Annotated in this window: 11 protein-coding genes, 2 tRNA genes, 1 rRNA gene, 7 pseudogenes and 1 other annotated feature; of the genes and pseudogenes, 8 read left to right on the plus strand and 13 right to left on the minus strand. The window is 37.9% G+C overall.

From position 1 onward, the window contains the following. The 5 genes and pseudogenes from QW060_RS21870 to QW060_RS21890 form a co-directional block, all read right to left on the minus strand. Positions 1-568, minus strand: a pseudogene (locus tag QW060_RS21870) (hypothetical protein); the annotation flags it as partial. Position 569: 1 nt separating this feature from the next. Beyond that, entirely contained in the window at positions 570-743 is a 174-nt protein-coding gene (locus tag QW060_RS21875; protein ID WP_290365146.1) for a hypothetical protein, read from the minus strand. A gap of 143 nt (positions 744-886) precedes the next feature. Further along, positions 887-2,375 (minus strand) — a sequence feature (23S ribosomal RNA rRNA prediction is too short). Positions 2,376-2,513: 138 nt separating this feature from the next. Beyond that, a tRNA-Ala gene (locus tag QW060_RS21880) sits at positions 2,514-2,586 on the minus strand. 97 nt (positions 2,587-2,683) lie between these two features. Beyond that, a tRNA-Ile gene (locus QW060_RS21885) sits at positions 2,684-2,757 on the minus strand. 63 nt (positions 2,758-2,820) lie between these two features. Continuing rightward, a 16S ribosomal RNA gene (locus QW060_RS21890) occupies positions 2,821-4,334 on the minus strand. Between the two features lie 695 nt (positions 4,335-5,029). Here QW060_RS21890 and QW060_RS21895 point away from each other — a divergent pair. Further along, complete coding sequence (locus QW060_RS21895; protein ID WP_290365147.1) at positions 5,030-5,179, plus strand: hypothetical protein; 150 nt, start codon at positions 5,030-5,032, stop codon at positions 5,177-5,179. A gap of 21 nt (positions 5,180-5,200) precedes the next feature. On the opposite strand, the pseudogene rpsA reads toward QW060_RS21895, so the two are convergent. Beyond that, a pseudogene (rpsA, locus tag QW060_RS21900) lies at positions 5,201-6,913 on the minus strand (30S ribosomal protein S1); the annotation flags it as partial. A gap of 77 nt (positions 6,914-6,990) precedes the next feature. Between rpsA and QW060_RS21905 the strand changes: the two are divergent. The 6 genes from QW060_RS21905 to QW060_RS21930 all read left to right on the plus strand — a co-directional run bounded on the left by QW060_RS21905 (position 6,991) and on the right by QW060_RS21930 (position 8,503). Further along, positions 6,991-7,299: a GNAT family N-acetyltransferase gene (locus QW060_RS21905; protein WP_290365148.1), complete on the plus strand. Its 309-nt coding sequence runs from the start codon at positions 6,991-6,993 to the stop codon at positions 7,297-7,299. Beyond that, complete coding sequence (locus QW060_RS21910) at positions 7,296-7,433, plus strand: GNAT family N-acetyltransferase (RefSeq protein ID WP_290365149.1); 138 nt, start codon at positions 7,296-7,298, stop codon at positions 7,431-7,433. The genes QW060_RS21905 and QW060_RS21910 overlap by 4 nt, the downstream gene beginning before the upstream one ends. Before the next feature lie 4 nt (positions 7,434-7,437). Beyond that, positions 7,438-7,836: an alanine racemase gene (locus QW060_RS21915; protein ID WP_290365150.1), complete on the plus strand. Its 399-nt coding sequence runs from the start codon at positions 7,438-7,440 to the stop codon at positions 7,834-7,836. Continuing rightward, the gene (locus QW060_RS21920; protein WP_290365151.1) at positions 7,833-7,982 is read left to right on the plus strand and encodes a hypothetical protein; all 150 of its coding nucleotides are present in this window, start codon (positions 7,833-7,835) and stop codon (positions 7,980-7,982) included. The genes QW060_RS21915 and QW060_RS21920 overlap by 4 nt, the downstream gene beginning before the upstream one ends. A gap of 77 nt (positions 7,983-8,059) precedes the next feature. Further along, the gene (locus QW060_RS21925) at positions 8,060-8,281 is read left to right on the plus strand and encodes a hypothetical protein (RefSeq protein WP_290365152.1); all 222 of its coding nucleotides are present in this window, start codon (positions 8,060-8,062) and stop codon (positions 8,279-8,281) included. Positions 8,282-8,374: 93 nt separating this feature from the next. Beyond that, positions 8,375-8,503, plus strand: a complete 129-nt coding sequence (locus QW060_RS21930) for a hypothetical protein (protein WP_290365153.1) — start codon at positions 8,375-8,377, stop codon at positions 8,501-8,503. Between the two features lie 139 nt (positions 8,504-8,642). On the opposite strand, the pseudogene QW060_RS21935 reads toward QW060_RS21930, so the two are convergent. The 7 genes and pseudogenes from QW060_RS21935 to QW060_RS28665 all read right to left on the minus strand — a co-directional run bounded on the left by QW060_RS21935 (position 8,643) and on the right by QW060_RS28665 (position 11,708). Beyond that, positions 8,643-9,676 (minus strand): annotated as a pseudogene (locus tag QW060_RS21935) (PLP-dependent cysteine synthase family protein). A 70-nt stretch (positions 9,677-9,746) separates the two neighbouring features. Further along, positions 9,747-9,956, minus strand: a complete 210-nt coding sequence (locus tag QW060_RS28640; protein WP_397386125.1) for a prolyl oligopeptidase family serine peptidase — start codon at positions 9,954-9,956, stop codon at positions 9,747-9,749. Next, positions 9,893-10,051: a hypothetical protein gene (locus QW060_RS28645; RefSeq protein ID WP_397386124.1), complete on the minus strand. Its 159-nt coding sequence runs from the start codon at positions 10,049-10,051 to the stop codon at positions 9,893-9,895. Before QW060_RS28645 ends, QW060_RS28640 begins: the two co-directional genes overlap by 64 nt. Further along, a pseudogene (locus QW060_RS28650) lies at positions 10,012-10,495 on the minus strand (prolyl oligopeptidase family serine peptidase). The gene QW060_RS28645 and the pseudogene QW060_RS28650 overlap by 40 nt, the downstream one beginning before the upstream one ends. Beyond that, positions 10,468-10,988: pseudogene (locus tag QW060_RS28655) on the minus strand (hypothetical protein). Before QW060_RS28655 ends, QW060_RS28650 begins: the two co-directional pseudogenes overlap by 28 nt. Then, complete coding sequence (locus QW060_RS28660) at positions 10,910-11,380, minus strand: hypothetical protein (protein ID WP_397386126.1); 471 nt, start codon at positions 11,378-11,380, stop codon at positions 10,910-10,912. The pseudogene QW060_RS28655 and the gene QW060_RS28660 overlap by 79 nt, the downstream one beginning before the upstream one ends. Beyond that, positions 11,293-11,708: pseudogene (locus tag QW060_RS28665) on the minus strand (hypothetical protein). Before QW060_RS28665 ends, QW060_RS28660 begins: the two are co-directional and overlap by 88 nt. Positions 11,709-11,942: 234 nt before the next feature. On the opposite strand from QW060_RS28665, the pseudogene QW060_RS21945 reads away from it, so the two are divergent. Then, positions 11,943-12,263: pseudogene (locus QW060_RS21945) on the plus strand (YbaB/EbfC family nucleoid-associated protein). The last annotated feature ends 5 nt before the right edge of the window (positions 12,264-12,268 follow it).

Consider the following 12,268-nt stretch of genomic DNA (forward strand, 5'->3'; position numbering starts at 1 on the left):
AACGTTTTGAAGCATGCGCAAACAATCCATATTTGAAGAAGTCGATCTTACTGTTGAACTGGATGGTTCTTTCTGGGGCTACAACATTGCCATCTTCATCTTTTACCTCAGCAGACACTTTATTAAATACATCTCCGTTATAACCTACGTATTGGGCATCCAAACCAGCTGAAAACTTCCAACCGTTAACAAACTTATTGTAATCAAAACGGAACTTATTTTCCACTTCATCTGATTCGATTAATAAAGTCCTGTTCTGTTCAATTTTGTTCTCGTCTTCAAATTTATCCAATGTTGTATTGAACATGTTCCTACTTAAGGTGAAGTTCATGTAGCCATTCTCGATCTTTCTGTTAAGATTAAAGCCCATGGTATAAGTCCATTGGTTTACATAAGGCGTTGAACGGAGAATATAAGTGTGTTCGGGAGTAGATTCCTTTGTAGGTGCAAATCCAAACTTATCAATGGCTCCAATACCAATAGCAGTTAATGTTGTCTTATCATTGAATTTGTGATTAACTTTATATTGAAAATCATAAAAGTCTGGACGGATTGGGAGATCTACCATTTTAAAACAGCATTCCTAAATAGGATTTACGCACAGAACTCAGGAATGTTGTTTTAGGGGAAAGCGGACCTTCCAGCGTTAATGCGGTTTCTGTCATACTTGCACGAATATTTCCCGACAAACGATCGGGGTTACCGTTTCTTTGATTGATAACAAAGGTAAGAAGACAATGCATCGCTGTATCTCGAATCGAATGCAGATGTTGTCAGTTTGAGATCCTCGATAAACGAGACGTTCAAAATCCCTGTGCACCTCCCGAACTTCCCTGTGTCTGGAAGTGGTTTAAAAACTGGTATTTCTATACCATCCAGATAATAACGTTTTCATTGGGTGCACCACCACGTATGATAATATCATTCCGCTCACCTACACCATTGCTTAAACCGACTCCGGGTAACGTTTGTACCACTTTTGAAACATCAAAATTTCCTCCGGGTTTGATTTTATTTCCTCGACTAACCCTCAGCTGATTAGCATAGCTGAGGAAACCTTAGTCTTACGGTGTGCGGGTTTCTCGCCCGCATTATCGTTACTTATGCCTACATTTTCTTTTCTAAACAGTCCAGCAATACTCACATATCACCTTCTACCCAGTTTAGAATGCTCCCCTACCACTGTATATAAATATACAATCCATAGCTTCGGTAGTATGCTTATGCCCGATTATTATCCATGCTCGTCCGCTCGACTAGTGAGCTGTTACGCACTCTTTAAATGAATGGCTGCTTCCAAGCCAACATCCTAGCTGTCTGTGCAGACAAACCGCGTTTTTTCAACTTAGCATACATTTGGGACCTTAGCTGATGGTCTGGGTTCTTTCCCTCTCGGACATGGACCTTAGCACCCATGCCCTCACTGCTGATAAGCATTTATTAGCATTCGGAGTTTGTCAGGAATTGGTAGGAGGTGAATCCCCCGCATCCAATCAGTAGCTCTACCTCTAATAAACTCTATCAGCGCTGCACCTAAATGCATTTCGGGGAGTACGAGCTATTTCCCGAGTTTGATTGGCCTTTCACCCCTACCCACAGGTCATCCGAAGACTTTTCAACGTCAACCGGTTCGGTCCTCCATTTAGTGTTACCCAAACTTCAACCTGCCCATGGGTAGATCACACGGTTTCGCGTCTACCATTACTGACTATAGCGCCCTATTAAGACTCGCTTTCGCTTCGAATCCACACCTGAAGTGCTTATCCTCGCCAGCAACGGTAACTCGTAGGCTCATTATGCAAAAGGCACGCCGTCACCCAACGAATGGGCTCCGACCGCTTGTAAGCGTATGGTTTCAGGATCTATTTCACTCCGTTATTCACGGTTCTTTTCACCTTCCCTCACGGTACTGGTTCACTATCGGTCTCTCAGGAGTATTTAGCCTTAGCGGATGGTCCCGCCAGATTCAATCAAGGTTTCACGTGCCCCGACCTACTCAGGATACCACTATCTATTACATCGCTTACCTATACAGGACTATCACCTTCTTCGGTCAACCTTTCCAGGTTGTTCTAATTCGCTTTGCATAAAATATTGTGGTCCTACAACCCCAATATTGCCGAAACAACATTGGTTTGGGCTAATCCGCGTTCGCTCGCCACTACTTACGGAATCACTTTTGTTTTCTTCTCCTCCGCCTACTTAGATGTTTCAGTTCAGCGGTTTGCCCTCCTATCGGAGTAATACATCTTCAATGTATTGGGTTGCCCCATTCGGATATCTGCGGATCAATTCTTGTGTGCAAATCCCGCAGCTTTTCGCAGCTTATCACGTCCTTCTTCGCCTCTGAGAGCCTAGGCATCCCCCATACGCCTTATTTTGCTTATTGTGCTCTATATCTAATACCTTTTCTTTCGAAAAAATATTAAATGTGCTTTATTTTTTAAATATTTTCTACTTTTGTTTGTTTTCCAATATGTCAATGAACGGTTTTTCTGAGCTAACAGAAATAGTGGAGAATATCGGAGTCGAACCGATGGCCTCCTGCGTGCAAGGCAGGCGCTCTAGCCAGCTGAGCTAATCCCCATTATAATTTTGAACTTTTAAATTATGAATGTTGAATTTTGAATGAATGTGTAATTCATACTCATCTTCTAAAATTTCCTTTTTTTAAGTAAAATTGTAGTCCCGGGCAGACTCGAACTGCCGACCCCTACATTATCAGTGTAGTACTCTAACCAGCTGAGCTACGAGACTCTGTAATTTTTACTTCTTTTTTTTTTGAATTAACAGCGAGAGTAATGTTTTAACCATCTCTAGAAAGGAGGTGTTCCAGCCGCACCTTCCGGTACGGCTACCTTGTTACGACTTAGCCCCAGTTACCAGTTTTACCCTAGGCAGCTCCTTGCGGTCACCGACTTCAGGTACCCCAGCTTCCATGGCTTGACGGGCGGTGTGTACAAGGCCCGGGAACGTATTCACCGGATCATGGCTGATATCCGATTACTAGCGATTCCAGCTTCACGGAGTCGAGTTGCAGACTCCGATCCGAACTGTGACCGGCTTTATAGATTCGCGCCCTATCGCTAGGTGGCTGCTCTCTGTACCGGCCATTGTAGCACGTGTGTGGCCCAGGACGTAAGGGCCGTGATGATTTGACGTCATCCCCACCTTCCTCTCAGTTTACACTGGCAGTCTTGCTAGAGTTCCCGACATTACTCGCTGGCAACTAACAACAGGGGTTGCGCTCGTTATAGGACTTAACCTGACACCTCACGGCACGAGCTGACGACAACCATGCAGCACCTTGTAATCTGTCTTGCGAAAGCTCTGTTTCCAAAGCGGTCAGAATACATTTAAGCCCTGGTAAGGTTCCTCGCGTATCATCGAATTAAACCACATGCTCCACCGCTTGTGCGGGCCCCCGTCAATTCCTTTGAGTTTCAAACTTGCGTTCGTACTCCCCAGGTGGGATACTTATCACTTTCGCTTAGTCACTCAACCTTGCGGCCAAACAACTAGTATCCATCGTTTACGGCGTGGACTACCAGGGTATCTAATCCTGTTCGCTACCCACGCTTTCGTCCATCAGCGTCAATTAACTCATAGTAACCTGCCTTCGCAATTGGTATTCCATGTAATATCTAAGCATTTCACCGCTACACTACATATTCTAGTTACTTCCAAGTAATTCAAGTCTAACAGTATCAATGGCAATTTTTTAGTTAAGCTAAAAACTTTCACCACTGACTTATAAGACCGCCTACGGACCCTTTAAACCCAATGATTCCGGATAACGCTTGGATCCTCCGTATTACCGCGGCTGCTGGCACGGAGTTAGCCGATCCTTATTCTTACGGTACCGTCAGTTAGTTACACGTAACTCGTTTTCTTCCGTATAAAAGCAGTTTACAATCCATAGGACCGTCATCCTGCACGCGGCATGGCTGGTTCAGAGTTGCCTCCATTGACCAATATTCCTCACTGCTGCCTCCCGTAGGAGTCTGGTCCGTGTCTCAGTACCAGTGTGGGGGATCTCCCTCTCAGGACCCCTACCCATCATCGTCTTGGTATGCCGTTACCACACCAACTAACTAATGGGACGCATGCTCATCTTGTACCGTTGGAACTTTAATATCTAAATGATGCCATTCAAATATACTATGAGGTATTAATCCAAATTTCTCTGGGCTATCCCTCTGTACAAGGTAGATTGCATACGCGTTACGCACCCGTGCGCCGGTCTCAAAGTCCGAAGACTTCTACCCCTCGACTTGCATGTGTTAGGCCTGCCGCTAGCGTTCATCCTGAGCCAGGATCAAACTCTTCATCGTATAATTTTTAATATTTTTTGATGTTGCGTTAAAACAATTCTTACGAATTACTTACTCTCTTTATGCTGTAAATCCAATATGTCTATGAACGTGTCTTTTTATCTCTTCGCTTGTTTTTGTAAGCGAGTGCAAAAATAGAAACTCTTTTTATTTCCACCAAACTTTTTCTAAAGTTTTTTTTAAAATATTTTGACGGCTTTTCTAAGAACTTTCTCAATCCCTATCTACTTGATTGGGTTGCAAAGCTACAACCTTTTTTTATTTCTAACAAAATTTATTTTTGTTATTTTTTTTAAGGCTTACTTAATATTTAAAGAACTTCTTGCGGATTGCGAGGGCAAATATACTACCCTTTTTTTATCCTTTCCTAATTTTTTTAAAACCTTTTTTAACTTTATTTTAATACGCTGGTAACCTTAATTTTACAACACTCTTTTTTTTCTCTCACAATACTCAAAACCTCAAAAAAACAGCATTCCCTTTTTTAAACCCAGCACTTTTCAAACAAAAAAAGCTTAAAACCACTTTTTGAAAACAAACAAAGTTTTAAAAAATACTACAAGAGGTGAATTTCACCTCAAAAAACCGGAAGTTTTTTTTTATTATTCAGAAAAGTAGCTTATTTCGAACAGAGGAAAAACAATTATAATATATACACAACATATATATAGTAAATAAAAAAAGATGAAACCAAAATGATTCAAATTTATTCCCTCGATTTAAAAGGAGAAATGCCAAAATTCATCATCCTCAATTTTAGAAACACTTACTACATAAGTATTCTTCAGCAATTCATCTTTTTTATAAAAATAAAAAGAGCCATCCTTAAAGGATGGCTCTTTTGAAATACTATTAAAATGAAGAAATTAGTTTCCTCCTTTTTCCATTTTAGCTTTTAATTCTGCTAACGCATCGATATCACCTAAAGTAGTTTTCTCTGCAGCGTTGTTCATAGAATTATTATTTGATTTCTCTTCTTGAGATTTTACATTTTTCTCTTCTTCTTCACGGAAGATAGCAGTGTGAGAAGCAACAACTCTTTTAAATTCTTTGTTGAACTCAATTACTTTGAAATCTGCAACGTCTCCTTTTTCAATTTCTTACCATCTTCTTTTTCTAAATGACGGGTTGGAATGAAAGCAACGATATCGTCACCGAATTCAACAGTAGCTCCTTTATCAACTACTTCAGAAATTGTTCCATTATGAACTGTACCTACTGCAAAAGCATCTTCATACTGATCCCATGGATTAGCAGTTGTTTGCTTGTGACCTAAAGATAATTTACGTCCTTCAACATCCAACTCCAATACAACTACCTGTAATTTGTCACCTACGTTAACAAATTCAGATGGATGTTTGATTTTCTTAGTCCAAGATAAGTCAGAGATATAAACTAATCCATCAATACCTTCTTCTAATTCAACGAATACTCCAAAGTTAGTAAAGTTACGAACTACACCTTCGTGAGTTGAACCTACCGGATACTTAGCAGTAATATCAGTCAAGGATCTTGCGTTAATTGTTTAATACCTAAAGACATTTTTCTCTCTTCTCTATCTAAAGTCAAGATCACTGCTTCTACTTCATCTCCAACTTTTACGAAGTCTTGTGCAGAACGTAAATGTGTTGACCAAGACATTTCAGAAACGTGGATCAATCCTTCTACTCCTTCAGCCACTTCAATAAAAGCACCATAATCAGCTAAAACAACTACTTTTCCTTTTACTTTATCCCCAACTTGTAAGTTAGCATCTAAAGCATCCCATGGATGAGCATTTAATTGTTTTAATCCTAATTGGATACGTGTTTTCTCATCATCGAAATCTAAGATTACAACGTTCAATTTCTGATCTAATTCCAACACTTCTGATGGATGGTTGATACGTGACCAAGATAAGTCAGTGATGTGGATTAAACCATCTACACCTCCTAAATCGATGAATACACCGTAAGAAGTAATGTTTTAACAATACCTTCTAATACCTGACCTTTTTCTAATTGACCGATGATCTCTTTTTTCTGTACTTCGATATCTGCTTCGATCAATGCTTTATGAGAAACTACAACGTTTTTGAACTCATGGTTGATTTTAACCACTTTGAATTCCATTGTTTTGTTTACATATTGATCGTAATCACGGATTGGTTTAACATCGATTTGAGAACCTGGTAAGAATGCTTCAATTCCGAATACATCTACAATCATACCACCTTTTGTTCTTGCTTTTACGAAACCATTAACGATTTCTCCTGTTTCGTTTGCAGCAATAACTCTATCCCAAGCTTTAATTGTACGGGCTTTACGGTGAGATAAAACCAACTGACCGTTTTTATCCTCTCTAACATCAATTAATACCTCTACAGTATCTCCTACTTTTAAGTTAGGATTGTAACGGAATTCATTCAAAGAGATAACACCCTCAGATTTTGCATTGATATCAACAATTGCATCTCTGTCAGTGATTCTTACTACAACTCCCTCTACTACTTCTTCTGCATCTGTAGAGATGAATGTTTTTTCAACTAAATCTTCGAATTCTTTTAATTGAGATCCTTCAACAGCATCAATTCCGTTTTCCTAAAAAAAACAGTTAAATTTTGATTTGTGATATATTCTTTTAAATTTGGGATATTACGAATTTAAAAAGTAACAAAATGATTATTATTAAAAAATGGGATGCACAAACGTCCCTGTCGAAAACAGCCCAAGCCAATGCAGTCAACTTTCTTTATGAAAACCTGCAGCAGTACGGAGATCCTAAACAAGATATTGAAAAAGCAGTAATGTATGCTTTGAATCAGACTGAAAGAGAGACTTCCGGATTTGTATTGGTAGCCACTATCGATGAAGAAATAGTCGGTGTTACAGTGGTGAATGAAACGGGAATGAAAGATTATATTCCGGAAAATATCTTAGTATATATTGCTACGCATCAGGACTATAGAGGGAAAGAATCGGTATGAGTCTCATGCAGAATGCTATTGAATCAAGTGAAGGCAATATTGCCTTGCATGTAGAACCTGACAATCCGGCAAGAAAATTATATGAAAAATTAGGATTTACCAATAAGTATCTTGAAATGAGATATATAAAATAAAGTTATGGCATATATCACATTAGATAAACAAAAACTAAAGAACAATTTTGAAGTATTAAATGATTTTTTTGATAAGCAGGGTATTCACTGGTCTATTGTGACCAAAATCTTGTGCGGAAATAAAAAGTATCTTGAAGTGTTACTGGATTTGGGCGTTACGAACTGTTCCGATTCAAGAACTTCTAACTTAAAGATCATCAAAAGCATTAATCCCAATGCCCGTACACTTTATATAAAACCACCGGCAAAAGGCGTGATAGAAGAAGTTGTACAATATGCAGATGTAAGTCTTAACTCTGATATCACTACCATAAAAATGCTGTCGGAGGAAGCGAAGAAACAGCAAAAAATCCATCAGGTGATTATCATGATTGATTTGGGAGAATTACGTGAGGGGTTATGAGAGAAGACTTTATCCAGTTTTATGAAGATATTTTTGAACTCGATCATATTGAAGTGATCGGTTTGGGAACTAATTTATCCTGTTTATACGGAATATTGCCCAATGCTGATAAACTCATTCAATTGAGTCTGTATAAGCACTTGTAGAAGAAAAATTCAATAAAAAAATAGCATTTATTTCCGGAGGCTCTTCTGTAACCATACCCTTGATTGAACAGAATATTTTGCCGAAAGGAATCAACCATTTCCGAATCGGTGAAACCTTATTCATGGGAACCAATGTGTATAATAATACCAGTTACGCTACGTTAAAACAGCGTGTTTTTAAACTCTATGCAGAAATTATTGAGTTGTATGAGAAACCCATTGTACCTTCAGGTGAAATGGGAACCAATCTGGAAGGTGAAACCATTACTTTTGATCAGATGATATCGAAAAACCTCTAACCGGCACTTATTGATATCGGAATACTGGATATCGATGTCAATCATCTTGAAACTACAGATGAGACCATCAAAATTGCTGGAGCAACATCAGATATGATTGTACTTGATCTTGGTGAAAACAATCATGAGTATCAGGTAGGAAGCGTTGTAGAATTTACCATGGACTATATGGGAATTGTGAGAATCATGAATTCCAAATATATTGAAAAACGAGTGGTTTAAATAAAAAGAGAGGGGCTTACCCTCTCTTTTTTGTTTTTGAGGATTGATTAAGAGATCGTTTTATGGTTTTTTAGTTCTCAAAAAAAAACAGTTGTAATATTTTAATTACAACTGTTTTATTATTAATGAAAATCAAGTGTTATTTAATAAACTCAATCTGTTTTTCTTCTTCGCGGTTAACATTATCAAAAAAGCCTTGTTCATTCATCCACTCATCACTGTATATTTTATTCATATAACGTGATCCGTGATCCGGAAATATAATGATGACATTACTGTTTTCATCAATTCGCCTTCTTCACAAACTGTTTGGCAGCCTGAAAAGCAGCTCCGGAGGTGTATCCTACAAATAAACCTTCTGTTTTAGATATCTTTCGTGCCATATGAGCGGCATCTTCATCAGATACTTTTATAAACTTATCAATCACATCAAAGTCGGTTGCAGTAGGGATGAGGTTTTTACCCATTCCTTCAATTCTGTAAGGATAAATTTCAGAAGGATCCAGTTCGTGGGTTTTCGTGAAATTTTTTTAATACAGAGCCAAATGCATCAACTCCCAGTATTTTGATATTCGGATTTTGTTCTTTAAGATAGCGTGCAGTACCTGAGATGGTACCTCCTGTTCCGGAACAGGCAATCAGATGGGTAATCTTGCCATTGGTCTGATTCCATATTTCAGGACCGGTGGTTTTATAGTGTGCATCAATGTTTAAATCGTTGAAATATTGATTGATGTAAACTGATCCGGCGGTTTCTTCGTGAAGACGTTTCGCAACAGAATAATAGGATCTTGGGTCATCTGCTGATACATTTGCCGGACAAACATATACCTTAGCTCCCATAGCTCTCAGCATATCAATTTTGTCTGAGGATGATTTAGAAGTAACTGCTAAAACACATTCATATCCTTTAATAATGCTGACCATTGCAATGCTGAATCCTGTATTACAGATGTTGTTTCAACAATGACATTTCCGGGTTTCAGAATGCCTTGTCTTTCAGCTTCTTCAATAATATGATAAGCAATTCTGTCTTTGATGAGTGCCCCGGATTAAAAGCTTCTACTTTCGCGTAAAAATTACCTTTTAAACCTCTGATACTTTGTTAATTTTAACTAATGGAGTGTTTCCGATCAGGTCTAAAATATCATGAGCTTGAATCTCTTCTTTCATAATTATTATTTTAAAAGAGAAGTTTTTTCATTCCCTTACAACTTGACAAAATTAATAAATTTTTTTTTTACTATTCGTTTATTCCTTCTAAATCTAACAAAAAGCTATATTCTTTTGCTACTTCCTTTAAGGCCTCAAAACGTCCGGATGCCCCACCGTGTCCTGCTTCCATGTTAGTGTCGAGAAATAATAAATTTTTATTTGTCCGCAAAGCCCTTAATTTAGCAATCCATTTAGCGGGTTCCCAATATTGAACCTGGGAATCATGTAAACCGTTGATATATAGAGGTTTGGATATTCTTTAGCGGTTACATTATCATAAGGAGAATAGGATTTCATATAATCATAATACACCGGATCATTCGGATTTCCCATTCATCATATTCACCTGTGGTCAGCGGGATAGAATCATCGAGCATAGTAGTAACCACATCAACAAAAGGTACCTGAGCAATAATACCGTTATAAAGCTCAGGTTGCATATTCATAATCGCTCCATCAGTAAACCTCCTGCAGAACCACCTTCTGCGTACAGATGTTTTGCAGAGGTGTATTTCTGTTCAATTAAAATTTTGAACAATCGATAAAGTCAGTAAAGGTATTTTTCTTTTGAAGTAGTTTTCCTTCTTCATACCAATATCTTCCCAATTCTTCTCCTCCGCGAATATGTGCAATGACATAGATAAAGCCCCTGTTTAATAAACTAAGCCGTATGCTTGAAAAATAAGGATCCATCGTAGAACCGTATGATCCGTAAGCATATAAAAGCAGCGGATTTTCTCCGTTTTTTTCTATTCCCTTTTTGTATACAACAGACATGGGTATTTTCGTTCCGTCAGCAGCTGTAGCCAAAGGCGTTCTTCAGTATAATTATCTTTATCAAAATCACCTAAAACAGGTTGTTCTTTTTTAACCTCCTTTGTACGTGTATCCATATTGAAATCGATTACTGAGGCCGGGGTTTTCATGGATTGATAACTATAACGCAATATATCAGTATCAAAATCTACATTCGTAGTGGTGTATGCGGTATACGTTTCACTATCAAAAGGTAAGTAATACGCATTTTCCGGCTGTTGCCATGGTTGTATTTTTATGTGTGTTAAACCATTTGTCCGTTCAGAATTACTAAATAGTCTTTAAAAATATCAATACCTTCCAAAAGTGTTTCTTCTCTGTGTGCAATGACAGTCTTCCAGTTTTCTTTACCGGTAGCATCTTCCGTTGTGTGCATCAGTTGAAAGTTCGTCGCTTTATCTTTATTTGTGAGAATATAAAAGCTATTGCCATAATGAGAAATACTATACTCCAGACCTCTTGTTCTCTTCTGAAAAACACTAAACTTACCAGTAGATTGGTAGCTTCGAGAATTCTATATTCCGTTGTAAGCGTACTGTCAGAGCCGATAATCAGATATTTTTTTGATTTGGAACGATAGATATAAGTACTGAACGTTTCATCTTTTTCGTTGTAAATAAGAACATCCTCTTGAGTAGCGGTCCCCAGACAATGTTTCAAGATCTGATCAGGCCGTAATGTTTGTTCGTCTTTTCTGGAATAAAAAAGGGATTTATTATCTGCTGCCCAGGTAGAACTTCCGGTTGTTTTTTCAATTTTTACCGTAAAATAATTCCGGTTTCCAGATCTTTTATCTGTAGGGTATATTCTCTTCTGGAAACAGTATCGACTCCAAAAGCGGCATATCGGTTATCATCACTGATGTTAATACCCGATAGATGAAAATAAGCAAAACCTTCCGCCATTACATTACAATCAAACATGATTTCTTCAGGAGCATCAAGAGATCCTTTTTTGCGCGAATAAATAGGGTAATCTTTACCCGTTTCAAAACGCGTAATATAATAATATCCGTTGTAGAGATACGGCACCGAAGCATCGTCTTCTTTGATGCGCGATTTCATTTCTTCAAATAATGCCTGCTGCAATTGTTTGGTATGTGCAGTACATTTTTCATAATAGCATTTTCTGCATTCAGGTAATCGATTACTTCCGGATTCTCTCTCTCGTTCATCCAAAAATAATTATCAGTCCGGATGTCTCCGTGTTTTTCTAAACGCACAGTTTAATAGCCGCAATAGGCTCATTTATTTCATATATATCTGGTTTCATTTTTCAAAAAAATATAGTAACATGCAAAAATAGTACAATTCCATAAGATAGGAAGGTGCATTTTCAATTTAAAAGAGTTTGAAAATCATTTCAATTTGATATTTTTGTAACCATTAACAATTTAATACATAATAGAATGTTTGGCGATTTAATGGGTATGATGGGCAAATTACAGGAAGCTCAGAAAAAAGTAGAAGAAACTAAAAAACGTTTAGATACGGTTTTGATAGATGAAAACAGTTCCGACAATCTTCTGCAGGTTACGGTAACGGCAAACAGCAAAATAAGAACAATCAATATTGACGATCGCTTGCTTGAAGATAAAGAGCAATTGGAAGATTATCTTATTCTTACTCTAAACAAAGCCTGGAAAAGGCAGCTAAAATCAATGAACAGAATTAGCAGTTGCTGCGAAAGACGGAATGCCTAACATTCCGGAATGGATTTATTCAAATAATAGAT

Source organism: Paenimyroides ceti (genome assembly GCF_030409925.1).

Excerpts from the sequence above, each read along its gene's own strand:
- QW060_RS21875 (WP_290365146.1), bottom strand. The coding sequence starts at position 743 with ATGCATTGTCTTCTTACCTTTGTTATCAATCAAAGAAACGGTAACCCC.
- QW060_RS21895 (WP_290365147.1), top strand. The coding sequence starts at position 5,030 with ATGATTCAAATTTATTCCCTCGATTTAAAAGGAGAAATGCCAAAATTC.
- QW060_RS21905 (WP_290365148.1), top strand. The coding sequence starts at position 6,991 with ATGATTATTATTAAAAAATGGGATGCACAAACGTCCCTGTCGAAAACA.
- QW060_RS21910 (WP_290365149.1), top strand. The coding sequence starts at position 7,296 with ATGAGTCTCATGCAGAATGCTATTGAATCAAGTGAAGGCAATATTGCC.
- QW060_RS21915 (WP_290365150.1), top strand. The coding sequence starts at position 7,438 with ATGGCATATATCACATTAGATAAACAAAAACTAAAGAACAATTTTGAA.
- QW060_RS21920 (WP_290365151.1), top strand. The coding sequence starts at position 7,833 with ATGAGAGAAGACTTTATCCAGTTTTATGAAGATATTTTTGAACTCGAT.
- QW060_RS21930 (WP_290365153.1), top strand. The coding sequence starts at position 8,375 with ATGATTGTACTTGATCTTGGTGAAAACAATCATGAGTATCAGGTAGGA.
- QW060_RS28645 (WP_397386124.1), bottom strand. The coding sequence starts at position 10,051 with ATGGGAAATCCGAATGATCCGGTGTATTATGATTATATGAAATCCTAT.